Source organism: Salinicola sp. V024 (genome assembly GCF_052645315.1).
This window is the reverse complement of the sequence record NZ_JBQXYB010000012.1, coordinates 1-26244: the sequence shown is the minus strand read 5'-3', so window position 1 is coordinate 26244 and position 26244 is coordinate 1. Positions and strand designations below refer to the sequence as shown.

The window sequence follows — 26244 nt, the reverse complement described above, 5'->3', positions numbered from 1 at the left end:
TTGAGTTATCAACAGCCTGTTTCAGATTTGGCTAAAACAGCGAGTTCTGTCCTTCTCCCGGGAACTCGGCCAACGGCGGCAATTCGATCCGCTTGGCGAGGCGATTGTAGAACTTTCGTGCCAGTTCCGGCGCCTGGCGGTTATCCGGTGTATGCACAAAGAGAAAAGGGGTTTTCCCCTGTTTTATCCACAGGATGAGGCGTTCTATCCACGGCTCGAAACGGGCCAGATTGATGGCTTCGTCGAAGTGTCCGATAAAACGAATAATGGGATTGACCGCCGTGCAGAGCACGTGTAATGGGACTTTCGGCTTTTCGCCTTGCGCCTTGGCGAGCCGGTTGTCAAGCCCTGCGGGTGTGGCAAAGAGCGCTCGCACGTCGAGCATTACCCTATTGGCGTCTTGACTTATCAACAAGCGGTTGAATGCCTGTTCCGCAGGCCCTTTGTGGAAAAAATCACTGTGCCGGACCTCGACCGCACGGGGTATCTCCCGTGGCCAGTGAGTGAGCAATCGCTCCAGCGCGGGCAGCTCGCCCTGGCCGAAATCTCTGGGTAGCTGGACCATGATCGGGCCGAGCCGATCCTTGAGCGGTGAAAGTCGTTCGATGAAGCGCTCGAATTCGTCGTCGATATCGCGCAGGCGTTTGCCGTGGGTCAGCTGGCTGGGCAGCTTGAAGCAGAAGCGGAACGTCGCTGGCGCCTGTTCGGCCCAGGCGGCGACGGTTTCCGCCTTGGGGATACCGCTGTAGAAGGTGGTGTTGCCTTCCACGGCGTTGAACACGCTGGCGTAGTCGCGCAGCTCCACGTCGCCGTGAGCGGGCAGCAGGGAGCCTTGCCAGTCGGCGTTGGCCCACATCGCCATGCCCAGGTAGAGCGGCGGTGCGGGATCGGCGTTCAAGTTCACAGTTTGGCTCGACTCAACGAAGCTTTTCGGCATGCAGGGTCACCGTCGGCGAAACGATATCCTGCTGGGCGGCGATCATCGCCAGCTCGCGGGTGCCGGCACGGCGGGTGTGTTCGAACAGCATCTGCACCGCGGCGGCAGTCTGTTCCACCGCGCGGGCGGGGCCTTCTTCGGTGAGGCCGGCGCGCAGGCTGTGGGCGAGGAACATCGCGGCAGTGAAATCGCCGGCACCATTGGGCGGGATCGTGAAATCGACCTTGGGCGTGGCGATCCGCCAGCTGCCGCTTTCGGCGTCGACCAGCATGCCGATATGACCCTCGTCGTCGCCGGCGACTTCCAGCGAAGTGATCAGCACCACCTTGGGGCCCTTGGCGCGCAGCGCGGCGGCAGCATCGAGAGCGTCTTCCAGCGTGTCGATCTCGCGCCCGACGAGGAAGGCGAGCTCGAACTGGTTAGGGGTGACGATATCGGCGCGGGCAATGGCATGGTCGCGCATCCATTCGGGAATGCCTTCGCGCACGAAAAAGCCGCGGCCGATATCACCCATCACCGGGTCGCAGCAGTAGAGCGCCCGCGGATTGGCCTGCTTGACGCGGTCGACGCTATCCAGCACGGCGCGGCCGATGCCTTCGTCACCCATATAGCCGGAAAGCAGCGCGTCGACGTCCTCGAGCCCCACCAGCGATTCGACGCCATCGAGCACGTTTCTGAGGTGGTCGGGGCTGAACACGTCGCCGGTAAAGGCACCGTAGCCGGTGTGGTTGGAGAACTGGACGGTATGGATGGCGGTGACTTCCAGCCCCAGCCGCTGCAGCGGAAATACGGCGGCACGATTGCCGACGTAGCCATAGGCGACGTGGCTCTGAATGGAGATGACATGGGTCATGAGACGGTCCTGCCGCGAAAGCACAAAGGGCACAGTGTAATGTGCTGTGGGATGAACTTGCAGGGATTTGAGCGGTTTAACCTTGGGGCTGTATAAGCACGGACGATGACTCGACGCCACCGAGCGGCGGCGATATGCTCGCTCCAGCTTTCATCCGCCACCTTTATATTCGCTTTTATCAACGCATCGTGTTCAAGGATCGACTCAGCATGCTACCCAGCGCCTCGTGCCCGCGCACGTCACTCCCTCGTCTTCCCTGGCTGCTGGCCTGTCTTTTTTTCGCCCTGTTGGTGGCGGGCTGTTCCAGCGGTCCGGTCATGACTACGACACCGAGCGGCAGCCCGGAGACCCGGGTCGAACAGCCGGCACGCAAGACCAACTGGGGCCATCTGCCGGGCTGGAGCCGGGATCAACCGATGGCGGCGTGGAGCGCATTCCAGGAGAGCTGCACCCGGCTCAAGCGAAAAGCAGCGTGGAAGGGCGTCTGTCACGATGCCCGATCGGTCGATCCGCTCAATGCCCTGGCGATCCAGAACTTCTTCGAGTCCCGCTTCACGCCCTACCGCGTAACCAACAGCGACGGCAGCGCCACCGGCCTGATCACCGGCTACTACGAGCCGATCCTGCGCGGCTCCCGCGTGCGTGGCGGGCCGTACCAGACACCGCTCTACCAATATCCGAAGTACTGGAAGCGCCACACCCACGTCGGGCCGACCCGGGCGGAACTGATGCGCAGTGGCGATCTCAACGGCACCGAGCTGGTGTGGGTCGACGACCCGGTGGAAGCGGCCTATCTGCAGATTCAGGGCTCCGGCCGCGTCGAGATGACCGATGGCAGCACCATGCGCGTCGCCTATGCCGGCACCAACAATCAGCCGTTCCAGTCCTTCGCCCGCCGGCTGATCGACCGTGGCGAGATCACGCCCGCCGAAGCCACGCTGCCCGGCGTGCGTGACTGGGCGCGCCGGCATCCCGGTCAGGTCGAAGACATGCTCAACGTCAATCCGCGCATGGTGTTCTTCCGCGAACTCAAGGGCAGCGAAGCGTTAGCCGATACCAGCGGCCCGGTGGGCGCACTCGGCGTGCCGTTGACCTCGGAGCGCAGCATCGCGGTCGACCCGAACGAGATCCCCCTCGGCGCGCCGGTGTTTCTTTCCACCACGCAGCCGCTCTCCAACCAGCCGCTGCAACGGCTGATGGTGGCGCAGGATACCGGCAGCGCGGTGAAAGGCGCAGTGCGCGCCGACTTCTATTGGGGCCATGGCGATGCCGCCGGAGAAGCCGCAAGCAGGATGAAACAGCGCGGCGAAATGTGGGTACTGATGCCGAACAATTAGCCGAATTTTCACTATTGGGATCCAGGAATTGAAAGTCCGATCTAACACATGAGTCTTGACAAATACCGCTGCGTTTCCTGCGTATTTTAAATCCGACATTCAGAAATAAATATTGATGGTTTAGGCGTTACATAACAAGCGCCTGGACCGTCAGACCCGCCCAGGAATCTTGGCCCGGCTGACGCCGACCCTCCTTTCATCTACACTGAGACTCACATTAACAACAGTCCCAATCTGGAGGGAGGTAAACCTATGGATAAGAATCCCGATAAAGGTTACATAGCATTGCTGGGTTGGAGCCTTGGCGCCGTGGAAGCGGCAGAGAAATTCGATCGACGTTATGTGGTCGTAGCACCGGATTGGGCGGAGGAGTATTGCAACCAGCATGACATTCCCTACGTCTCATGGAATTTCGAACGTCTGAACGATCGCTCACTCGAAATTGCGGAAACGCTGAGAGATATGGGCGTGGATGCCGCCGTTCCGCTATTCGAAGAGACGGTGGAGTGGGCAGGCGCCATCAATTCCGTGTTGATGAAAAATCCGCGCCTGCACGGTCAGGCCGTTTTATTTCGCGACAAGGCGTTGATGAAACGACGCGCCCAGCTGGGTGGCATTCGCGTCGGCATTTTCGAAGAGGCGCATGAAAAAAGCGATGTCGTTCGCTTCTTCAAACGTGTCAACCAGACCTTGCTCAAGCTGGATGGCGATCCCGATGACCCCATCCACCTAAAAGCCTTCGATAAAGCCGGTTGTCTCGGACACCGCATCATTCGCTCACCGGACGAAATAGAACAGATTTCGGAAAGCGAGTATCCGTTATTGATGGAAAGCCACCTGGATGGGTGGGAATTTGCCGTCGAAGCGTGGGTCTGGAATGGCAAGATTCAGTTTCTCAATATTTCCGAGTACGTCACTCTGGGTTATTCCGTTTTCGTGCCAGCGACTCCGGAACTCGAACGCTATCGAGAGAAAATCACTCGTCAGATCGAGCTGCTGATAGAAGCCTTTGATATCCGTTTCGGACAAATTCATCCGGAATATTTCGTGACCAACGACGGCACCATGTATTTCGGTGAGGTCGCCTATCGTCCGCCGGGGTTCAAGGCGTTCGAGCTCATCGAACGCGCTTATGGCTTCAGTGCCTATCAGGCATCGATGCTGGTGTTCGATCCCAAGGCAACCGAAGAGGAAGTTGAGGCATTCTTCCCCACGCCTCTGGAAGATGCCAAGGGATGTGCAGGCTGCTTCGGAGTCTATCCACGCAAGCGTGTGGTTAGCCGGCTCGAGTTGCCGGAGGAAACCGAACAGCACCCGTACTTCGACTATCACGAGCTGACCGCCCCCCTCGAGGCGACGGTGACCAAACGTACCGCGTTCGGCACCCACTGGGGCCTGATATTCTTCTTCGGCGACGACCCCGAGCGCATGCGTGATCTGCTCAAGCATCAGGAAGAACTTGATTTTTACGTCTGATCCGCGACAGTGCCTGACAATTCGTCGATCACCGCCATCGCCAGGTGAGGAGTCATATCGTAATGCCGTCGGATACCGATTCCCCAGCCGTTGAAGCGCGTCTAGCGCCTCGACTGGAGCAACTGGACGAAGCGCTGGCCATGCTGGCACAGGCGCCGAGCTTCTCTCGGCCCGCGCGTGCCACGCGTGTTTTCGACATTGCCCGTCGGGTCCTGCTGGAACCCGGCGGTTGCGAGGCGCTGGAGCTTCGCGCCGCGGCGATAGATAGCTCGGGACTCTTCGCCGACTCCGACTGGGCAACGCCGCAACATCTGTTGCCGGCGTTGACGCCGTTATCGCTGGGTAGCCCGGACGCCAATACGGTGACGATCGAATCGCTGAGCGAGCTGCGCCTGTTGGCGGTGGCAAAGGGCGATTATCCGCATGCCTTGATCTCCGCCGAACACGCCCACCACTATCTCACCCAGGTGCTGGCGCTCAATCTGCCGCGGCTATTCGATATGGCCAGCGAAGCGGAACGCGAGACTCAGGGCCGTCTGGCCGACGTCCCGCGTACGCTCTTTCGCTATCTGGCCGAGCGTATCGGCTTCGAGTTCATCATCGACGTGATGATCGATGAAATCTGGCGGTTGCTGGAACAGCGCCCGCTGCTGACCGATTCGATCCGCCAGATGATTACCCAGATCGCGCTCTGCCAGGCCAATCCGGAGATCGATCTCGGCACCAGCGGGCAGGGCGCCGCACGCCTGGTCAGCAGCCTGTTCGGTCCGACCCAGGGATGTCGCGAAGACCCCGGTGTCGGCGTCTACGCGGAAAGACTGTCGGCGATGGACATTCCTGCGCTGCAGCAGGAAGCCTCCGGCATGGCACGCGCCATGCGCGATATCGGCCTCGTATCGCCTTACCACCCGGTGCTCCTGCGCTATCTGCTCGACAATAACGATCACCTGATCAGCGAAGCCCTGGGGCTATCGACGACCGGGCGCGACTGTCTGTTGTGCTATCACGAGTTGGTGAGAGCGCTGGTCGATGGCATTGCCTATCCGGAGACGGCGCAGGCCATCTACGGTCTGGCGATGCTGCTCGAGCGCGGCATTCTCTACCAACCGCCATTGGCTCCCGCCCTCTGGCGCCAGTTGGCACTGCCGCTGAGCGGAGGGTCGCGCCAGCGCCTGGCGTTGGCCTACGGGCAGAGCGTATCTCCCGAGGCGAGACTGCTCGAGGGGGTACTGTGCATGCTGGGTCTGCCGTTGGGCGTGGGACAGGGCAACAACCCGACCTGTCAGTCGGCAAGAGCGTTGTCGATGTGGGCGTACAACGACCCGGATTACCTGCTGCAGATGGTGGCCTGGGCGGCACGCGACGATGAAATCGTGATGCAGTTCGAAGGCCAGCCGATCTCTTCGATGGGCAGCGGCGCCGGGCTTTCGACGGGGCTGTCGCTGGATCTCGATCCCGTATCGTTGCTGGTCGTACCCCATCTGGATCGCATCTACGCCGAGATGGGGCGACTGTGCCTCGACCGCGAGGGAGATCCGCATCGCTGGGTCAATCCGGAGTTTCACGGTTGGTGGGCGGGGCGGGGCTTCCATATCATCGTGGATGTCACGACCGGCAAGATCGAGGCGCCGGAAACCTTCTATCGCCATTTCTATGCCACCTATCATCCGTTCTACAACGGCAACCAGCCGCTGGTCCATCCTCAGCCGGCCGGCATCGCCGTGACCGATAGCGCATCACGTTTCATCGGTTGGCACGCGATCACGATTCTGCGCGCCGCGCTCGGCCCCGATGACACCATGCGGCTCTACTTCTTCAATCCCAACAACGACAGCGGCCAGGATTGGGGCGATGGTGTCGTGGTCAGCACCGCCGGCAATGGTGAACGCTTCGGCGAGGCGTCGCTCCCCTTCGCGCAATTCGCGTCTCGGCTCTACATCTTCCATCTCGATCCCCAGGAGCAGGGCGCGCCTGCCGACGTGCGCGGCGAGGAGTTGGCCGACGTGATGGGCTATCTGCGGCGTAGCTGGGGCGCGGAACGCCTGACGGAGACGTGAGACCGGCCCGTTCCTGATTCAGTCGCAAAACGATTCAGTCGCAAAAACGACACCGCCGGAATCTCGTGGATTCCGGCGGTGTGCGTTGAATCGACCGACCCGGGTCTCGCGCAGGCGGACTCGCTCGAATATCTGCACAGACGGCGTCGCTCGAACGTTATCGCGCTTTTCTCAACCGCAATGCTGCCACTGTCTGCGCGATGCCGTAAAGCAGCGCGAGAATGCCGATCCACAGCGCGGTGGCGATCAAGCCACTCAGCGGGCTGACGACCAGCGCAATCCCCAGCAGCAGGGCAATCACGCCGCTCAGCACCGTCCAGCCTTCCCCCGGCACGCCGCGGCGCACCCGCAGCCCGAGGATCAGACGATTGACGCCGGCGACGATCAGCCATAGCCCGACGAGCACCAGTAGTGCACTGGCCATGGAAAGCGGATTGAAAATGGCAAACAGCCCGAACAGCACCGAGATGACACCGTAGAACACCAGCCAGCGCTTGTGGGCGCCTGCCGGCACGGTGGCCAGCGTCACCAGGCTGGTGACGCCCTCCGCCAGCGCCATGATGCCCATGATCCAGGTCATCGCGGCTATCGCCGCAAGCGGCCGGAAAATAGCGAACAGTCCGAAAATGATGGCAATGACGCCAAAGGCCATCAAGATCCCCCAACTGCGCCCCATGAATCCTCTTGCTCCGCTTGCCATCGTTCGACTCCTGATTGATTGCCCCCCTAGAATAGCAAAGTGCTCGAATCTGACCGGCTCGCTATGCTCGAGGCTCACTTTGCTCCACACGCATTTGCTCGACACCCCTTTGCTCGGCGCCCCTTTTCGCAGGAGAACGCTTGATGCGCGATACGACCTCACCCTCCGCCCCTCTGGCCATCGTCACCGGCGCTACCGCCGGCCTAGGGCTGGAAACCGCCAAGGGTCTGGCGAGCGCCGGCTATCGTGTCATCGTCGCCGGTCGCAACCCCGAGAAGGGCAAACTCGCCTGCCATGCGGTCCGCAATCATCAACCTGGCGCCGAGGTTCGCTTCGAACTGCTCGATCTCGATAGCCTCGACTCGATGCGCCAGTTCGCCACCCGACTGCGGGAGAGTGAGTCCTCACTGCAACGGCTGATCAACAACGCGGGGATCATGGCGCCGCCCAGATTCGAACGTACCCAGGACGGCTTCGAGCGCCAGTTCGGCGTCAACTATCTCGGCCACTTCCTGCTGACGAGCCTGCTGTTGCCACTGCTGGTTGCCGCCGCGTCCTCGAAACCCGAATCTCGGCCACGCGTCGTCCAGCTATCGAGCCTGGCGCACCGTGGCGGCAGGATCGATTTCGGCGATCTCGATAGCGCCAAGCGGTACGACCCCTGGCGCGCGTACCGTCAATCCAAGCTCGCCATGCTGCTGTTTGCCCAGGCACTCCAGACACAGAGCGATCAGCACGGCTGGGGCCTCCTCAGCGTCGCCGCACATCCGGGGCTTTCCCGCACCGCGCTATTCGATGCCGGGGTGAAAAGCCGCGCGCTGATCGGCAGCGCCTTCAAACTGGTGATGCCATTGATCAGCCAATCCGCCGCCGAAGGCGCCAGGCCCACGCTCCACGCCGCGCTCGGAGACGATGTCCGCCCCGGCGACTACTTCGGCCCCGACGGCTTCAGCGAAACCAAGGGCGCGCCCAAACGCGCTCATCGCAGCAACGCAGCCAAGGACCAAGCGGTAGAAGATCGACTGTGGGAGGTGTCGTGTGAATTGACCGGGGCGGCGTGGACCGATCGATCTGTCGCAGCTGGCCAATGACGCCGGTGGGAGCGTTTCGACGTTCCACGATGACTCCAAAATCATCCCGCCCACCTCGTCGATACGGTAGAGGGAATCTACGCCTCTGCGCCCGGCACAGTTCATCGAGAATTCAGCCGATTTTTTGAAATCGATCATGGGGCTTCGTTGCCGATCGCTTAGCGGATTGGGTCACTCGGGCAATTGCACTACGCTAATGCCAGTGCCCCTGGCAGCCAAGGTGCTGGCGCTCTTGCGATCGTTATCATGCCCAATTTGGGTTACACCAAGGATCGAAAGCCCCCTGTTTATCGCCATTGATAGAAGGAATTTTAAGTGACGGAATCCGTTGAGGTAGGAAAATTCAAAATCACATGGTTGCTCGACGGTACTTACCCATGTACCCCCGATTTCATACCGGGAGCACGCTCCGAAGAAGGCCGGCATCTCTACCAGAAAGCTGGCCTTCCGCCAGAAGGGCCCTCGATAGAGCCCTTTCATGCCTTCGCCATCGAGTGGCAAGATCATCTGTGGCTCATCGATACAGGGTGCGGCCAGGAAGCTGGGCCGGAACGGGGAAAGGCCCCCGAACAATTACGATCAATCGGCTACGCACCTGAAGATGTCGAGGGAATCATCATCACGCATCTTCACAAGGATCACACCGGCGGACTCCTGACGCCGGAAGGTCGCGCCCGCTATCGAAATGCGCAGCTTTACGTTGGCGAAAGTGAAATGGCGTTCTGGACTGGATCACACGTTCCCGAAGGCAATATGGGCGACCATAAAGTCACGAAGGCGGTACTCGAGCAGTACGAAGGACGGATCAAGGTCGTGCCGGATAATGCCGTAATCGTTCCGGGACTGAAATTCGTGCCTTTATATGGTCATTCCCCCGGCCATACGGGCGTAATGATCGAGGACCGTGGTCAGCAGATGTTGATGTGGGCGGATCTCATGCATTCGTCGGTGCTCCAGTTCCACTACCCCCATTGGAGTGTGGTCCCTGACATGGATCCCGAGCGTGCGGTAGCCACACGCTTGGAACTTCTCGAGCAGCTGGTCGAGGAAGATACGATGGTGGCGGGTTCGCATACGTATGGTACCGGCCGCGTCCGGCGAGGAGAGATCGCGTACGAACTGGTGCCGATGGATGCCGACGATCGACACTGAAGCGCCTCAAGCGCCTCCTATCGATCGATTCCGAGAATGATTCGAAGGCCTTGAAAAGACGGCTCCTGGATTATTTCAGGAGCCGCCCTGATTGTCAGTTTCCCGTTGGTGGTTGGCAACAACATAGATTGACACAAAAGCCATTGAAAACATTGAGAAAAATAGAGGCTCTAAATGTCAGTCTCGATAACATAGTCTGACACAGGCCACTGCCACACCAAATAAAGCCCTGTTTTGGAAACAACATAAATTGACAAAAGCCTCTCTGCGGGCTCGTCTCCGAGCCCCTAGCAACCTAGGGATCAATGCCTCAGCGAGTTTCTGTGCCAGCGGCCCAAAGAATAGCCGCAGCCATTCGTGCTATGGGTCGCTGGTTTTAGGGATCTCTCAATCCTTTCCCATCTGAAGTCCTCAAGCCAGCCGCGGATCGCGGAAGTATCTGTAAGTATCTCATCATGGATACTTGATCATTTTTTAGCCAAAGACTCATGACCCTCGAGGCTGCGGAAGCATTTGCTAGATGCTGTTAGGCGATACACAGCGACGATATGGCCAGTCGCCGAATCCGTGTGACAAACTGTATCTTCAGTTGCTGGCTGCGAGAATTCGTTGGCGTCTAGCCCTCCCCTTAAAGACGCCTAAAACCCCGCCCCGATATGGCGGGCCCAGACTGGTGACGAGCCCACCGAAATCGGTGGGCTCGTCACCAGCCTGTAATCGCCTTCAGGACATGGAGCATCGGTATGGCCATTTACGAGGAAATATTGGCGTGGGCGGATAGGCTGCCACCGTGGCGCCACGATGCCATGCGTCGGATATGCGTTCAGGGCGGCTGGAGTGAAGAGGATCTTGTAAAAGTCCTTGACCTCGCCAAGCAGCATCATGGAATTGCCAGTGCATTTGAACCTGCCCCACAGCCAATCAGGTTCACTACAGAGCATTTCCCGGCCGAAGCCGATCAGAACCAGACCGTTGTTCTTAGGTCCCTGCATGCGCTGACCAATGTGGGAAAAATCCCAAGCGACCAAGCTCTGGAGTTTCAGCCGCTGGGGCTCACCATCGTGTACGGGGGTAATGGCACAGGAAAGTCCGGCTACGCGCGAGTTCTGAAACAGGCGTGCAGAGCCAGGAGCCCGGGCACCGTATACGCAAATGCCTATGCCGAGGACTATCAGCAGCTCAGACCGAGCGCCACTATCGACTTCGCACTGGACGGCGCGTCAGAGCAGACAAACTGGAGTGGACAACGAGGCCATGTTTCCCGGCCCGAACTCAGGGGCATCTCAGTCTTCGATGGCGACTGTGCACGTCACTATCTCCAGTCCAGACAGACCGCCGCCTTTCAGCCGTCCGCCTTGACGTATCTCCAGCAACTGGCCAGTGGTCTCAATCAGGCACTGGGCCCACGGCTTCAGGCAGAGATAGCTGGCCTCGCCACAGACGTAACGCCGTTCAATGTCATTCCCGTCGATACCGAGGCCGGTCAGGCAGTGCACCCGATTGGCCCAACCACCGATCTGACGCGGGCTCGTGTATTAGCCACGCTCACTGTGGATGAGCACGCTGAACTCTCGAGACTGCCGCAGGAGATCAGCGAGGCAGACCCCACTGCCAAGGCAGCAAACCTCGAAAACGCTGCAACGAGAGTCGATGAGCTGGCCAACAAGATCACCGCAGCCGCCAACATCGTGTCTGATGATGCGCTGGATGCCAGGCACTCGGCACATCGTAATCTGATAGAAGCAGAAGCTGCCGAACACGCAGCCTCTGAGTTGTTGCAGGCGGGAGATGCCACACCATTGCTCACCGGAACAGGGAAAGGCCCATGGGCGGCACTGTTCAACGCCGCACGCGAATATTCTACCCGCACGGCGTACCCTGATCAGACGTTCCCGGTTACCGATGAAGGAGCTGTCTGCGTGCTTTGTCAGCAGAAGCTGACGCCGGAAGCGAAAGATCGCCTGAAACGGTTTGATCGCTACATTCAGGACAAGGCGGCAGAAACCGCCCATGCTGCCCGTAATGCTTGGAAACAGATTACGCGCAATGTTGACCAGGCGGACGTGGCTTTTGCTGCTTCACCAAACATGTTGAAGAGCTTGGGCGCGCGCATAGCGACGCTGCCGGACGAGATCCAGTTCTTCCAGGAAGACCTGACTACTCGACTTCAATGGCTCAGAGCTGCCGTTCTCACCGGTGAATGGCAGAATCGCCCAGCCTATCGTAGTGCAAACCCAACAGCCTCACTTTACCACATCGCCGATACTCTCCGCGCCGAAGCGGCTCGATTGCGCGCGAACCTTGATACGGCGGCATTAGCGGCCAAGAGGCTGCGTCTGAAGGAGTTGGAAGCACGACGGATACTTTCCAAGCATGTCGAAGCTATCGCGAGTGTGACTGAGAATCTCGCTCACCAGGCAAAGCTTCAGCGCTGCCTGGATGATATTGGCAACACGCGCGCTATCAGCATGCTCGCGAGCCAGTTAGCCAAGAGATACGTTAGCGGCGCGCTGGCTGGCACGATGAACAAAGAACTCAACAGACTAGATCTGTACCACATTCGGGCCGGTGTCAGCTCAAGCGGTGATGCTGGGGCCGTGAGGCTGGGAATTCAACTTAAGGAATGCCAGCTTGAGCCCCACCTAGTCCTCAGCGAGGCTGAGCAGCGCATGTGCGCGCTCGCGTACTTCTTCGCAGAGCTTCAGCAGTCGGGCTCCTCCTCTGGGATCGTGTTCGACGATCCAGTTTCCAGCCTTGATCACAGCCATCGAACCGCCGTCGCGCGCAGGATTGTTCAGGAGTCTGCCCACCGCCAGGTGATTGTATTTACGCACGATGCAGTGTTCTTCGGAGAGTTGGCCACTTTTTGTCAAGATGCCCAGTTGGCCCCTGAAGTGAGGTCGATCAATTACCGGGCTGAAGGCCCTGGCTATATCGATGCCGGTTTGCCTTATGACATGCGCAAATACAAAGAGCGAATTGCGTATCATCGAGATGACTATCATCAAATTGCCAACAGCTTCAGTAACCCGCCTGGGGACAATGAGCGGCTTGCGATGCGCAATGCTTACGATGATCTTCGCGTTACGATCGAAGTTGGTATCGAAGATACGATACTCAATGAAACCGTGGTGCGATTCCGCGACGGCATTTCAGTTGGACGACTAAATGGTGTGATGATCGTCAATGAGGCTGATTACCGCGAAGTGCAGCGTCTGCATAACAAGTGCTGCCGCAACGTGCGCGCGCATTCACATGCAGCCGGACAGCAGCGACCCGTGACACAACCAGCTGAACTCCTGCAAGATATCGAGGACGTCAGCGCCTTATTCACGGATATCCGCCGGCGCCGGAGATAAGCGGCGGTCGCATTCTGGCCTTCTTCTTAATGTCTACTAATGGCCGAATGCGACCCGAAGCAGACATGGCGGGGGAAGGCGGCAGAGACGTCCACTCGGTATATGCTGCATGCGCGATGTTGGGAATAGCTATGACAACAAAGAAACGGCGGGTATGGAGGCGATCTCAATGGCGCTGAATCAAGTCGGGGCCCGAACGGAAGGCGACGTGTTCCAGGGGCTATTCTTTTGGCGACAGGCCGCCGACCTTCTTCGACCTGCCTCAAGGGTTGAACGTGTCGTACTGGAGCACGACGAGGCTGACGGCGTGGATGACGTGGCCGTGTTCTATCGCAAGCCCGGTGTCAACGCCGGCGGCTGGATGGTGAGCGCCGACTACTTTCAGCTCAAGTACCACGTCGACAACCGGAATTCGTACAGCTCCGACGCCTTGATCGATCCAGGTTTCATCAACGCGAAGTCCTCCCTGCTCCAGCGATTCCATTCCGCCTATACCAACCTTGCCTCAGAGCATGCCGACTTTAGACTGCATCTTGCGTCCAACTGGCGCTGGAAGGACGACGACAAGCTGGCGCAGCTGTTGCGCGAGTACGATGGCGAATTACCTCGGAAGTTCTTTGATGACGGCCCCCGGGGCGACCTTGGCAAGGTGCGCGAGAGGTGGCGAACCCACCTTGGGCTTGAGGACGACGCTTTCAGAGCATTCGCGAAGACGCTGCGGTTTCAACTGGACCACTTCGGACGCCGAGACTTCAAGACATACGTCTACACGACGCTGGAGGTGGTCGGTCTAAAAACTCCAAGTGCCGATCGGACCGCGTGCCCCTACCAGAGCTTGATCCAGCAGTTTTTGATGAACGGTCCGAACTCCTTCGATGAAACGTCATTTCGGGAGCTGTGTGAGCGCGAGGGCCTTCTGACCACTCGTTCCTGCGGCCATCCCCGACCTTTAGCGATTGGTGTTCGCAGTTTTGTTCGTTTTGCAGAACGGCTTGAGTCAGAGGTCGACGAGATGATCTGTGTCTCGAACAATTTTGAGGGACGTCATCTGGCGTCGGGCGGCTCGTGGTATACCGCCACATCCCAGCTGCTTTCTTTTCTAAGCGATCCTGATCGTCGCGCACGATTAAGAGGTGTTCCGTCTGCAATCGCCCTGGAGTGCCATGGCTCATTCGCGCTTTTGGCTGGATGGGAGCTGAGTCGGAATTCCGGCGTAGACCTCGCGCCGATCCAGAAACCCAGCCTGGAGATTTGGAGCCCATCGCCGGATGCCGATTGCGCCACTTCTTGGATCGCCCAGGAGTTCGAATTGGCGTCCGAAAACTTGGATATCGCCATTTGCTTGTCGGTCACACATGACGTACGCGCGGATGTCGAAGCATTTCTGACAATGGAGGGCGCGCCCCAAGTTGGCCGCCTCGTGGTGGTGAGCCCCGACGGTGGCCCATCCCCGCAGAGTATCAAGGGGCCAGACTATGCGTACCGACTCGCTGTACAGTTTCCTAGCGTACTCGCAAAAGCTCGTCGGTCCCGTGCGGCTTGTGCCCATATTTTCTTCGCATGCCCGAACGCGCTTATGTTCTTCATTGGTCAGCAGCGCGAAGCGCTTGGCCGAGTTACGTTGTACGAGTTTGACTTCGGTATAGAGAAAGATGGGTCGTACAGCAATTCGATTTCGCTTCCGGTGGCGCCCAGCCCCCGTAACGAAGCGCATGAGGTCCCCGATGATTCTACAGTCTGATTTCAACAAGTTTTTGCAGGAGATCCGCCCGACGCAAGCGATGCGAGATCAACTTATCACAGGGCACAAGACCCTGCGCGACCGCCTTAACGCGGAACAGGACCTTAAACCAATCCTAGTTAGTGATTTCTTGCAAGGCAGCTATCGTCGTCACACCGCGTTGCGTCCTAAGGGCGACAAGCGCTCCGACGTTGATATCGTTATCGCTACTAAGCTTGACGAGACCGAGTATACGCCTAAGGAAGCTATGGCCCTCTTCGAACCCTTCCTGGATAAGTATTACAAGGGGAAGTGGCGTCCCCAAGGCCGCTCCTTCGGCATAGAACTGAGCTATATAGAGCTCGATATTGTTCCGACTTCTGCTCCTGCGCAACAGGAATACGGAATACTTCGATCTGACGCCGTCACTTCTGACGACGACATCTTCGAAGCCCGGGACTGGCGGCTACATCAGTCTTGGCTCGCACTAAACAACCGCTCGCGCATCGACGCAAAGTTGCTGCTTGATCAAGCCACCAGCGAAGCAGAATGGCAGGCGAAACCACTTCGGATCCCGGATCGCGATGCAGACGAGTGGGATGATACTCATCCCCTTGAGCAAATTCGCTGGACTCGCGATAAGAATTTACGGTGCAATGGGCACTTCGTTAACGTAGTGAAGTGCATTAAGTGGTGGAGGCTCGAGCATTATGCCGCCCCCGCACACCCGAAAGGGTTCCCACTCGAGCGCTTGATCGGAGAGCACTGTCCCGATGGCATCGAGTCCGTGTCAGAGGGCGTAGTGAAAACGCTCGAAGCGATTGTGAGTAGCTACTCCTTCCTAGTGCTTATCAGAGAGAAACCGACGCTTCCAGATTACGGCGTTCCGTCGCATGATGTGTTCAAGCGCATCACCGGAGAGGTTTTCTGCACGTTCTACGACCAGGTTAAGACTGGAGCTGACCTATCGAGGCGGGCTTTCGATTCCGAAGACCGCACGGAGAGCGGTAATCTCTGGCGTAAGATGTTCGGCGCCAAGTTTCCCGAGCCGCCGAGCAATGGGTCGGGAAAGGAAGGAGGCTTCACCCCGCCCACAAACCCAGCTACGCCTGGCACTGGCCGGTTCGCGTAGAGGAGGGTGAATGGTGGACGAGGCACCAAAGTCTATTCGGGTCGCACTTGATCGACTTTTAGGCGTGCCCGGCATAGCATTGGATTCGCACCCAGAATTCATCTCGGCTGAGTCTGCTTGGGCAGTTCGGCTTCGACTGACCTCTCCGCAATCCTCTGACTTCGTGCCTGAGCAAACGCGCTGGGTCGTTCTCATTGATGGCTCCTATCCTGCCGGTAGAATACGCATCTTTCCAGCTCAGAACGGTGGCATTATCCACACGTTTCCGCATCAAGATCGGAACGTCGTGTCCACCTCGAATCACGCAACTTGGCGCACCGGCAAGCTGTGTCTCGATAGTCCATCTCAACGCCTCGGGCGCATCGCTGGAGGTCTGGAGCCCAAGGACGATGTAGAACAACGGTTACGCTGGCACGTCGAGCGTTGTCTCGCTTGGCTAGAGGTTGCTGCAAATGACCAGTTGATGGTCGGAGACGAGCCGTTTGAAGTTCCACAGTATCCTTTTGATCTTATCAACCCCTGCTTAAAAGTGATTCATGATGAGGGGGAAGACTCTTGGCCAGCCTGGGGTAAGCAATTAGGACACCACGGTGAAGTTCACTGGAGCGTGATTCCAAACCTTGATAAAACAATTGTCGCGGAGAAGTTTTTCGACTCGCGTGGTGATCGGATTCGAAGTTGTCGTCGCGGCTATCAATCAAGTGAAAACCCGTGGATCGGCTACTGGTGGCTATGGCCATCACCAATCGTGACTCCGCCGTGGCATGCTCCAGGTACGTGGGCCGAGCTCCGACGAGCCGGAGCGAGGCTCAATGTGGATATCGATGGTTTTTTTCGATGGATGGTCCACCAAGCCCGAGGAAAGGAGGACGTGATCATTCTCCTCGGGTATCCGATTCCCTCGCGTTGGAACGGGGCACCAGTTGAGGTTCATTGGCAGGCTATCTCGTCGCCTGAAATTCCTAAAAATATCAAGCCGATGAAAGGGTTTCGGGACAACGTACGCGGACGGTATGAGCGACTGCGCTGGGAAATCTTAAGCGGGACCAAGAAATTATCATATCTGGCGACGGAGAACTGGCATCCAGACCGACTGCAGGCGCGCGGGCGACTGCACGCAGAAATCCGAAAACGCTCAGTGGCTTTAATCGGTGCCGGTGCCCTCGGTTCTGCCGTTGCCGAACTCTTGGTGCGTGGTGGTGTAGCCGAGATCATCATCATCGACCATGATGCACTCGAAGCCGGAAACCTTGTGCGTCACACGCTCACAGGTGAAGCCCTCGGACACAATAAGGCGAAAGCCTTAGCAGAGAGACTCCAGGCAGCTGCTCCGATGTCGCAAGTCAACTCGTTGGCGACACCACTTCCTCAAGGCCACGCACTGCAGACGCTCTTGGAGCCCTTCGACGTCGTTCTGGACTGCACTGGTGACGATGATGTCCTCAGACGACTCGACGTGGCTTGGTGGCCTGTCCCCCGACGATTCCTCTCAGCTTCTCTGGGGTTCTCCGCAGCTCGATTGTTTTTATTCAGGGCGCACGCGTCTCGTTTTCCGTTGGAGGAGTTCACGGATGCCGTCGAACCATGGCTTGAGGAAGAGCGTTCCAAATGGACGGCGGCTGGGGAGACGCTTGAGGGTGCGGGCTGTTGGTCACCTTTGTTTCCGGCGCGAAGCGACGACGTATGGCTTGCAGCAGTTGCGACGGTCAAATACCTAGAGCGATCTGAGATGGGAATGGTTCCAGGTGGTCTCCGCGTTCTTGAGCAACGCTTTGACGAAGGTCTTGCGGGCTACCAGGTCGTTGAGCTAGAGAGAGCATGTGACGATTCGTCGTCATTCAAACTTGAGTCTGGCCAATAACGGGGTTACTCGATGATTTGCGGTAGCGACTGGATCACGCCATGCCGGGGATATACCCTTCGATTGACGGTCGCCTCATGGAATCAAATTGATCGCGAGTGCAGGCACTCCGGAGAGATTGAAACAGGCGGTATTCTGGTCGGACACTACACGACCGATAAGTCGACAGCCGTTGTGATAGAAGCACTATCCCCGCCAAAGGACTCAACTCGCGGCCGGAGTTGGTTTCATCGAGGAGTCAGGGGGTTGCATGGGCTACTAGAGAAGCGCTGGGAGAGCCAAGTTCGCACCTACTACATCGGCGAATGGCACTACCACCCAGCCAATATTGTAGAACCAAGCGGCGATGACTTGGCTCAGATGTACGACATCAATGCCGATTCCCGATACAGTTGTCGGGAGCCTGTGATGCTGATCGTTGGCCAGGCGCAGCGTGGTGACGAACGACTGGCTAGAGCCTTTGTCTTCCCACAGGGTGAGTTGCACATTGAGTTCAAAGAGCACACAGCTGCTGGACGACGAACTGACGAACTGTAGTTTATTAAGTGCAGCATGATGCGCCAATCCGACATGAAGGACGGGCAGCGGCCTCGATGCGCACGCAAGAAGAACTTTCGGTCTCAACATTACAAAGCTTTCTTTGCAGAAAGGTGCAATGGCCAGCTTGAAACCTGAATTCAAACATTAAGCGCAGCACCTGCGGTTTTCAGTGCGCCTGAGTATTCGCCCAGAAACACCTGTGCCGGTGTCCGATACCCCAAGCGCTTCCTGGGGCGATCGTTCAGCTTGGTAACGACCCTCCTGAGTGGTGAGTCGGTCACTTTTCGGAAGTCCGTCCCTTTCGGAAAATATTGGCGAATCAGTCCGTTGGTGTTTTCGTTAGTGCCACGCTGATATGAGCAATACGGGTCGCAAAAGTAGGTCTTTGCCGAGACGGCTTTAGCAACCTCACGGTGCTCGGCGAACTCCGACCCATTATCCAGTGTGATGGTGTACACCGCGCCTCGGCGTGGTGATAGCAATCGGACCATCGTCTTGGCCGCCCCAGTAGCTGTGATCCTCGGTAGCCGTGCTGCCAGCAGGTAACCGCTGCGTCTCTCGACCAGCGTTACCAGGCCGGATTCCTTATGACCCTTGAGCACCGTGTCGCCTTCCCAGTGGCCAATATGACGCCGCTGTTCGACGTCGGCAGGGCGGTGCTCAATACCCACCCGATGTGGGATCTTGCCCAAGCCCGCGCGCTTGGCCAGATGGCGTTGATATCGACGTTGCTGCGGCAGGCGCAACCGCTTCCATAGCTGGCCACCTCGTGCCTTGTCGTCACAGATCAGCGAGTAGATCCATTGATGGCTCACGTAAGCACCGTTGGCCTGGGCCATGAAGCCACTGATCTGTTGAGGACTCCACTCGTCAAGCAATTGTTGGGTCACCCACTGGATTAGGCTCGGTAGCCGCTTGGTCACTTTCCAGGCCGAGCGCCGCCGGTGATCGCTTATTGCCTGAGCGTGTCCGGGTTCATAGCCGTCTGATGCCGCATTGCGCCGAACTTCGCGGTTGATGGTACTGCTGTGGACTCCCAGCGTTCGGGCGATTTGTCGCTGGCTGATGCCGGTCTCAAGGTAAGCGAAAATTTGGTATCGTTGGATCTGGGTCAGTTGTCGGTATCCCATGCTCTGCTTCACTTTGGTCAGTAAAGTCGAGAGGGTACCGGCGCTGGCCCTCCTTCCTCTACCTGGTGGTCCAAAGTGCTGCGGTTATTCTATGAATCCAGGTTTTCCGATGTCGCGAACGCATGGTCGCGGTCTGACTTCAGCAGTGATCTATCAACAGGATGTTCAAAGGAGCAGGATTTCATGGCAGCACTGGATAACGTTTTTCATGGCCTCCACCAGCAAGGCTTGCTGATCCTGGCCAACGTGGCTGATGCTGGCGGCGCGCGCCTCGTCGAGCGTCTGGGCAGTAAGGCAGTAGCCACCAGCAGCGCGGCGATGGCCTGGTCCCACGGCTACCAGGACGGTAACAAGCTTCCGCTGTCGCTGCTAAGCTCCACCATCGGTTCGATGACGCGGGTACTCGGTGTACCACTGACGGTGGATATCGAAGGGGGCTATTCGGACGATCCCGAACAGGTCGCCAAAGTCGTCGAGGCCGTCATCACCGCGGGCGCGGTTGGAGTCAATATCGAAGACGGCGTGGCCTCCCCCAAGCTGCTCGTGCACAAGATCGACGCCGCCAGGAGGGTGGCCAATCAGCACGGGGTCAACCTATTCGTGAATGTGCGCTGCGACGTCTACCTGAAAAACCTGGTGCCAACTGAGCAACGCCTGGAAGAGCTTCTCAAGCGCGGCGCACAGTATGCCAGCGCGGGCGCGGACGGATTGTTCGCCGCAGGCGTCGTTGAACCTCGTGAGATCGCCGCCGTGTGCCGGGAGTCAAGTTTGCCGGTCAACCTGCTCTGGCGCACAGGCCTGGCAGCTCCCAACGAGCTGCAACGCCTTGGCGTCAGGCGTCTGAGTGCCGGCTCAAGCATCGCAGAGTTCTTGTATGGTGCCATGGACGGATTGGCCCGCAGCTTTCTGGACAGTGGGCAACTCGACACCCATACCTTAAAGGCCCATACCTACGGCGAGTTGAACGCACTGATGGCCCTTCAGATCGACTGATCTTACTTGTACGCAAGGGTCGATATGTAGTGGTTCACTGAAACCGGACACCCATTTAGGTGGTATCTTCGCCACCAAAGCAGAAGTGATCCATGGCCAGACAACGTCGTTCCTTTTCCACCGAGTTCAAGCGCGAAGCCGCTGGGCTCGTACTTGATCAAGGCTACTCCGTAGCTCAAGCCGCTCGCTCCGTCGATGTCGGTGAAACGCCGCTGAAACGCTGGATCGATCAGCTCCGTGCGGAGCGTGGTGGTGTCACGCCTAAATCAAAAGCATTGACGCCCGAGCAGCAGCGAATCCAGGAACTCGAGAGCCGCACCACCCCGCCGGCAACGGTAGCCGAATAACCGAGGAGCCCAGGGGGTCAATATTACTCCGGCGATTCAGAGCCAAAGGGGGTCACTTTTCAGTCGGCGTTGACAGATACACAGAGCGCTTGGAGGATGCCGGCATCGCCCCGTCTGTCGGGAGTGTCGGCGACTCATATGACAACGCGCTGGCCGAGACGGTAATCGGGCTGTTCAAGACGGAGGTGATCCGCCGAAGCGGGCCATGGCGACACCTGGAAGCCGTTGAGTTCGCTACCCTGGAGTGGGTCGACTGGTTCAACCATCGGCGGCTCCTGGAGCCGATCGGCAACATGCCACCGGCCGAACGAGAAGCGCTGTATTATGAGCAACAGGATCAGGCCAAGAAGGCGGCCTGACTCAAACCAGCGGGTCTTCGAGATAGCCGGTACGGTTCACTTCCTGTTGAGACCCTCTGCGTACACGCTTCATATAAGCATCCCCCCCCATTGGCTTATCGAAACCTGGCGGCCCTTCCCATTGCCTGGATACACCTGAAGCTTTTAGTACATCGTCGTTGCTAACACCACTACGAATGAGCTGCTCCAAATCGCAATCAAAGTGGCTCAAAATCGCTATCCAAGCCCCATGAGGAACGGATGTAAAAAGTTCTTTGTTTGAACTATTCAAAGGCAAGTTTAGCCTCGAGATTTCAGAGACAGCCCAAATGACTCGTCGAAGTCGGAAATGCCAGACTGATTCCGCATTCGCCTCAAGCAGCCTAGTTAATTCTGGATATACGACTTTGCGCAACTTAGGATCACCAATCACTCGTTTGGGCAACAATGCCAACATATTGCTTATATTCACCCGCTTCTGCTTCTGAGTAATCTTATAAAGCCGCTCAATGCCATCACTCAATATCTGAGCATAAAATTCATCATTAAAAGAAATGCTGGCTTGAGGCGTCTCGATGTCAGGAGCTCCGTTATAAAGTATATTAGTCAACCACGCTTTGTCATGTTCATTGATCCAACGGGTGACCTGATAAGCGTTATCCCACAAATATTCCAAATCAGCACCAGGCTTAGCGGCCACTAGAATTTTAATTCTATCACGGCATTGCTTCCTTTTACTTTCGGAGTGTTTTTTTACACTATTGTGTGTTGGTGCTGTCTTAGCACTGAACAACACAGACTCTTCTAATAGACATTTTTCAAAACGATCAACACTTCCGAACAAGTGGTGGCATATGACAAGATGCCTCACGAGCGGCATATCAATTTGTCCTCTCGACGCCGAAAGCCTGATCCACTGCGTGCTGGCACCATTGGCATAGGCTTTGTCTATCTTCGAAAGTAAATCGTCTCCGTAGGTGGCACGTATGCTATCGAACAACTTAGCCACACCAAATAGGCTACCGTGATAGAAACCCTTTATTCTTGCTTGCCGACGATAGCAATCGGCCAATATCTTGTAATCGACGCTAGGTAGATCGCGCTGTAAAACCGCGTTTACGAATACGGCATATTGATGTTCCATATCCGATGCCATCCTAGAAGACGATGGCATGATCGGGTTCCAGCCACAAATGCATCCTTCACTCGGGTTCGGCAAAAGCTTTAACTTGCGGTAAAAGGGGTGGGAACAATTCGGACAAGAGGGTAGCAACACTTCCCCATGCTGCCAACATGCTGTGACGCCAGGCATCTGATGAGCTCGATGCCAATACGAATAGCCAGACTCGACAACATCAGCGCGAACGCAGGAGGGACAAATTTGCGGACGATTATTTCCTGATACCTCTCTACGCGGGATCCTGGCAACATCCACACTAACTGTCTGTACAAGCGGGTTTTTAGCGCAGCTTGACACGCCAACAAATGGTTTGTAAGAAGGAAAACTGGTGTTGCTTTTTAAAAGCTCAATGAAATTGTCTTGTTTTGTACCTGGCAATCTGGACGCAAGAATTTCAAGTTGTTTTGGAATAATTGCCATAGGGAACGGAGCTGTCCCAAACAGATCTTGATAAGTGTCAATTTCAGAATTGTTGCCTGAAAGAAGATGGTATCTAGAGATTCGAGATAGCAACAGTTCGTCCGGCATAGATGGTGGGAAAAAAACGATCATTGACATTCGACGTGTAGAACTCCCTCAAGCTGCGCTAAATGAGACTTTATTTTGCGGAGCATTCTACACAATATTGTGCAATCAAATACAGCCTGTTTCATTCGGCGGACGAATCGAAGCTGTTCTATACAGCGAAGAGTGTGTGACTACCTGATCATTGTTCTCCAGCTCCTGCCTAGCCCACTCCAATCGCCGCCGGTGAAAGTCATCACGATTTTCACAAACTGCAGCTAGTGCAGCGGTACACAGCGGAAGACGAGCGAGGTGCTTTTCAAATTTTGAAACCACGTCTAGTTCTCGACCGATCCTAGCTATAGTAATACGTACTGGCTTACCGGGTGTCGTCCGAAGCCGGTGGGAACAGTCAAAAACCTGCTTTGCCAACTGCGTATCGAGCTCCTCCACCGCGCGACTATTCCTATGGTAGCTGCGGTGAGATTCTCCACTCTGGATATGCCCGATCAGCCAATCTCTGTCATGCCTGTACAACCACGAGTAGTCACAGCACTCGCGAGCCAAGGAGTGCTGATACTGACTTATGAAACAGTCACGCCGAAATGCCAACTCCTTCGCATATCTCGCTTGGTTCCACAACAGTGTCCCATGTGACTGGGCCCTGATGATTCGGTAAACGCTCGCCACGGAGAAACCAGATGATGCAGCAATTTCCCCGGCACTGTCCCCCCGCATAGCCATGAGCAATACGTTTTGCTGTTTGGAGGCAACACCGGCAGCGACCACTGAAGCAGAACGCGACTGCAGGGCTACTAACTTTTCATTGATCTGATGAGAGGCGGGCCGCTTGTCTGAGAGCTGCCGATCGCTGCGAATCCCCTCCAGCAAGTCAACTTTCATCGCGGTTGCCATTAGTAAAACTTTGAGAGGATGCCGAGTCCGCCTAGGTTTGCGAAGTATCTTGGTAACCCATTGTGCGAGCTCATCAGAAGAACTCTTACGAAGAATTGAATACTCGCCGATACAGGGCAACTCAGCGAAGAAAGAATTCATGTGCCGTGCCAACGGCTGCAAATGCAGGCGACCTTGAACCGACGCCAAGCCGAGAGACTTTGCACCATCAAGGAGTACGGATTGGACTTTCCAGGCAGGACAGGGTGATTCGTTCGCCTGGAGGATGTTTAGGGAAGAAAGCGCGATTGCAATCAGCGTGCGATAGTGCTCTGGACCTACATCAGGAAGTAGCGCGTTTTCCTGCACCTCATCGTCACCCGGCAACTGAACGCGCTTTCTACATCTACTCAGTTTCCTGTGATCCACTGCTGCCAACAAACACGAGTGATGAGGACAGATCCAAACGCCTGGCAGCTGATGAACCCGATGCCAATAAGCGACCCCATGCTGATCAGCATCCTGAGTAATGCAATCTCGACAGAAGCGGATCCGCGAAGAGCTCTCCAAGCGACTGGCGGTGATACCTAAGCGGAGCTTCAGACCTCTCGCACTTCCCACCGACATCTGATTAAGAGCAGCCTGCAATTGTCCCACAGTCAGAAAAGGCTGGTAGTAAGGCAAGTGGGTATGACGACTAATGATCTCGGGAACCGTCAGGCTAGCCTCGGCAGGAAGCAGCTCCAGCAGACTGGAAAGGTGGCAGGGAAAAGGTACGTTATTGGCACAGCCAAGTTCGAGAAGATCAGCTGGAAAGACGCCATTGGTTAAACAAAGGCCATCTAGGCGTACTAACCTAGAAAGGATGCTGTGCAGCGTTTCATCAGGAAACGCTGATGGAAAAAAATGGAAGCGTCGCTTCATCTTTTCTCCTGATATTCATCCCTTTCGGTAAGTAGGGGAGAACTCAAAAACATCATCTTGGATCCAACCGGCGTCACGCATTGATTGCAGTGGATTATCATCCTCGCTAAACCTATGCGATTCTGGCTTACCTTTCACCGCCATCGCCAGAGGTATAGCCGGCTTAGGTTCTGAAACAGCTACCGGTGCCAATGCTTTTTTCGAAAAGCTGCGAAGCAGCTCCAGGCGAGCCGACCCTAATGCGGGGCCAGGAGCCATCATTTCGGATAGCTGGATGTCTAATGGCATGAGATCTTCGAATCGAGCCATTGCTTTTGGATCACCACTACGAAGCGCTGAAAGTGCCGGCTTCAGAATCTGCATTTTTGAATCGCTTACCAAACGAAGCGAGGCAGCAGTGATGCGCTCTTCACCACTCTGGATAGCGTAGCGCTGGGTGAGAACCAAAAGCTTCACTAGAAAATCGGTAACTCCTTGCGTGCGCTCGTACAATACGTTGTAAATGTCATCGCTCAGCTCATCTTGGTGTTTACACCATTGATAACTCCAAAGATTTTCTACCAGGAAGCGCCACTGTTCGTCCTCCCGCTCGAAACGCTTGAACTCGATTATTCCCAAACCACAGGTACGACGCGCATTCCTTAAAACATCAGAGAACAGGCTAACCATGGAGTTTGTTCCGATAAATATCACAGGAATACCAAGATTATTTACAAGATGCAGAAAAAAGTTAAGCATATTAAACTTGCCGCCCGTCTTTGCAAGGTGCAAGTTCTGAATTTCATCAATGAGTAGCGCTCCGATATAAAAATTACTCGCCACCTGCTCCATTTGCTGCAACGACTCGTTAATATTGCGAGCACGAAAGCGCTTAGAGTAATCCCTGTCACCAAGCGCTTCACCAATCGAGACGAAGAATTGCTGACAGAACCCCGAAAGAGATCCATCCCTTGGGCAGTCAAGCTTTAGCCAAGCTATTTGCGTATGAACGAATTGCTTGCCTTGATACCGTTCATGCTTAATGGTTTGAGGATAAAGACTCAGGATGGATTCAAGCGCCGTCGATTTTCCAATTCCGCTCAGGCCCACGAGACTAAACGTCTCTGCAGTCGATTTGAATCCATTGTGGTAGCTTTGGGACCGATTCAGTGAATGCAGATGTCTGACTGTATCCGGAGACTCAGGGTTTCTGCCCACGTAGCCCCTTCTTATCAGCGATGAAAACACCGACTCTAACTCTAAGTGCAAAAGCATCGGCTGAATGACGGAGCGTAATCGGTCAATACAATGGATGCGCAGCGAGCGATCAAGCTCTAGCTCCTCTGGACTAGCCAAAGGAGGAAAGTTCGCTAATAGCTGCATGGCAGCCTCTTCCGTCAAGATCTGAGGCAGCGCCTCAATCAGCGGATTCCCGGAATACTCCGCAATGGGCTGAGGAATATAATCAGCAAACACCTGTGTACGGTTCACTTGCCTGGTCCTGGACGCAAGCGCTTAAGCATATCGATAACCTTGGCACTCCGCTCACCTGCATAGGCTTCACGAGCAGCGGGAACAGCCGCTTCTTTTTGTGAATGATCATTGCCCCTGACACGGCGGTCTCAAGTTCCAAGTGCAACGCTATTGAAGGGTGCTCGGTCCGCCGACGGATTTCTTGAGCACCTCGGCGTAGACTTCCAGTGGGGTTCGCCAGTCCAACGTCTGGCGAGGCCTTGTGTT

At 56.5% G+C, this 26244-nt stretch carries 18 protein-coding genes and 2 pseudogenes; 13 read left to right on the top strand and 7 right to left on the bottom strand.

The features are described 5' to 3' along the window. Window positions 1-31 precede the first annotated feature (31 nt). Together ACUN9V_RS15600 and pdxY are read right to left on the bottom strand one after the other, a co-directional pair. A complete protein-coding gene (locus tag ACUN9V_RS15600; protein ID WP_439286363.1) occupies window positions 32-862 on the bottom strand; it encodes a DUF72 domain-containing protein in 831 nt (276 codons plus the stop codon). Window positions 863-917: 55 nt separating this feature from the next. After that, the gene (pdxY, locus tag ACUN9V_RS15595) at window positions 918-1790 is read right to left on the bottom strand and encodes a pyridoxal kinase PdxY (protein WP_439286354.1); all 873 of its coding nucleotides are present in this window, start codon (window positions 1788-1790) and stop codon (window positions 918-920) included. A 134-nt stretch (window positions 1791-1924) separates the two neighbouring features. On the opposite strand from pdxY, the gene mltA reads away from it, so the two are divergent. The 3 genes from mltA (at window position 1925) to ACUN9V_RS15580 (ending at window position 6660) form a co-directional block, all read left to right on the top strand. Further along, window positions 1925-3127 (top strand): murein transglycosylase A, encoded by a 1203-nt coding sequence (gene mltA, locus ACUN9V_RS15590; RefSeq protein ID WP_445512069.1) that lies wholly within the window; start codon window positions 1925-1927, stop codon window positions 3125-3127. 252 nt (window positions 3128-3379) lie between these two features. After that, a complete protein-coding gene (locus tag ACUN9V_RS15585) occupies window positions 3380-4603 on the top strand; it encodes an ATP-grasp domain-containing protein (RefSeq protein WP_075561489.1) in 1224 nt (407 codons plus the stop codon). 62 nt (window positions 4604-4665) lie between these two features. Beyond that, complete coding sequence (locus ACUN9V_RS15580; RefSeq protein ID WP_445512068.1) at window positions 4666-6660, top strand: hypothetical protein; 1995 nt, start codon at window positions 4666-4668, stop codon at window positions 6658-6660. A 157-nt stretch (window positions 6661-6817) separates the two neighbouring features. Here ACUN9V_RS15580 and ACUN9V_RS15575 read toward each other — a convergent pair whose 3' ends face one another. Beyond that, a complete protein-coding gene (locus tag ACUN9V_RS15575; RefSeq protein ID WP_445512067.1) occupies window positions 6818-7360 on the bottom strand; it encodes an HdeD family acid-resistance protein in 543 nt (180 codons plus the stop codon). A gap of 143 nt (window positions 7361-7503) precedes the next feature. On the opposite strand from ACUN9V_RS15575, the gene ACUN9V_RS15570 reads away from it, so the two are divergent. The 7 genes from ACUN9V_RS15570 to ACUN9V_RS15540 all read left to right on the top strand — a co-directional run bounded on the left by ACUN9V_RS15570 (window position 7504) and on the right by ACUN9V_RS15540 (window position 18212). After that, entirely contained in the window at window positions 7504-8451 is a 948-nt protein-coding gene (locus ACUN9V_RS15570) for an oxidoreductase (RefSeq protein ID WP_445512066.1), read from the top strand. A gap of 315 nt (window positions 8452-8766) precedes the next feature. Next, entirely contained in the window at window positions 8767-9603 is an 837-nt protein-coding gene (locus ACUN9V_RS15565; RefSeq protein ID WP_445512065.1) for an MBL fold metallo-hydrolase, read from the top strand. A 743-nt stretch (window positions 9604-10346) separates the two neighbouring features. Beyond that, window positions 10347-12962 carry an AAA family ATPase gene (locus ACUN9V_RS15560; protein ID WP_445512064.1) on the top strand — a complete coding sequence of 872 codons (2616 nt, stop codon included), beginning with the start codon at window positions 10347-10349 and terminating at the stop codon, window positions 12960-12962. A gap of 109 nt (window positions 12963-13071) precedes the next feature. Further along, entirely contained in the window at window positions 13072-14703 is a 1632-nt protein-coding gene (locus tag ACUN9V_RS15555; RefSeq protein WP_445512063.1) for an SAVED domain-containing protein, read from the top strand. After that, a complete protein-coding gene (locus ACUN9V_RS15550) occupies window positions 14687-15814 on the top strand; it encodes an SMODS domain-containing nucleotidyltransferase (RefSeq protein ID WP_445512062.1) in 1128 nt (375 codons plus the stop codon). The genes ACUN9V_RS15555 and ACUN9V_RS15550 overlap by 17 nt, the downstream gene beginning before the upstream one ends. A gap of 10 nt (window positions 15815-15824) precedes the next feature. After that, the gene (locus tag ACUN9V_RS15545; RefSeq protein WP_445512061.1) at window positions 15825-17675 is read left to right on the top strand and encodes a ThiF family adenylyltransferase; all 1851 of its coding nucleotides are present in this window, start codon (window positions 15825-15827) and stop codon (window positions 17673-17675) included. 12 nt (window positions 17676-17687) lie between these two features. After that, window positions 17688-18212, top strand: coding sequence for a Mov34/MPN/PAD-1 family protein (locus ACUN9V_RS15540; RefSeq protein ID WP_445512060.1), 525 nt, complete (start codon window positions 17688-17690; stop codon window positions 18210-18212). A 140-nt stretch (window positions 18213-18352) separates the two neighbouring features. Here ACUN9V_RS15540 and ACUN9V_RS15535 read toward each other — a convergent pair whose 3' ends face one another. Next, window positions 18353-19345 (bottom strand): IS30 family transposase, encoded by a 993-nt coding sequence (locus tag ACUN9V_RS15535; protein ID WP_445512059.1) that lies wholly within the window; start codon window positions 19343-19345, stop codon window positions 18353-18355. 183 nt (window positions 19346-19528) lie between these two features. Between ACUN9V_RS15535 and ACUN9V_RS15530 the strand changes: the two genes are divergently transcribed. The 3 genes and pseudogenes from ACUN9V_RS15530 to ACUN9V_RS15520 all read left to right on the top strand — a co-directional run. Further along, window positions 19529-20338, top strand: coding sequence for an isocitrate lyase/PEP mutase family protein (locus ACUN9V_RS15530; protein ID WP_445512058.1), 810 nt, complete (start codon window positions 19529-19531; stop codon window positions 20336-20338). Between the two features lie 92 nt (window positions 20339-20430). Then, a pseudogene (locus tag ACUN9V_RS15525) lies at window positions 20431-20655 on the top strand (transposase); the annotation flags it as partial. 104 nt (window positions 20656-20759) lie between these two features. Further along, window positions 20760-21044, top strand: a pseudogene (locus ACUN9V_RS15520) (integrase core domain-containing protein); the annotation flags it as partial. A gap of 1 nt (window position 21045) precedes the next feature. On the opposite strand, the gene ACUN9V_RS15515 reads toward ACUN9V_RS15520, so the two are convergent. The 3 genes from ACUN9V_RS15515 to ACUN9V_RS15505 form a co-directional block, all read right to left on the bottom strand. After that, window positions 21046-22761: a TniQ family protein gene (locus ACUN9V_RS15515; protein WP_445512057.1), complete on the bottom strand. Its 1716-nt coding sequence runs from the start codon at window positions 22759-22761 to the stop codon at window positions 21046-21048. 75 nt (window positions 22762-22836) lie between these two features. Beyond that, a complete protein-coding gene (locus ACUN9V_RS15510) occupies window positions 22837-24525 on the bottom strand; it encodes a TnsD family Tn7-like transposition protein (protein ID WP_445512056.1) in 1689 nt (562 codons plus the stop codon). Between the two features lie 15 nt (window positions 24526-24540). Continuing rightward, window positions 24541-25995: an ATP-binding protein gene (locus ACUN9V_RS15505; RefSeq protein ID WP_445512055.1), complete on the bottom strand. Its 1455-nt coding sequence runs from the start codon at window positions 25993-25995 to the stop codon at window positions 24541-24543. Between the last annotated feature and the right edge of the window lie 249 nt (window positions 25996-26244).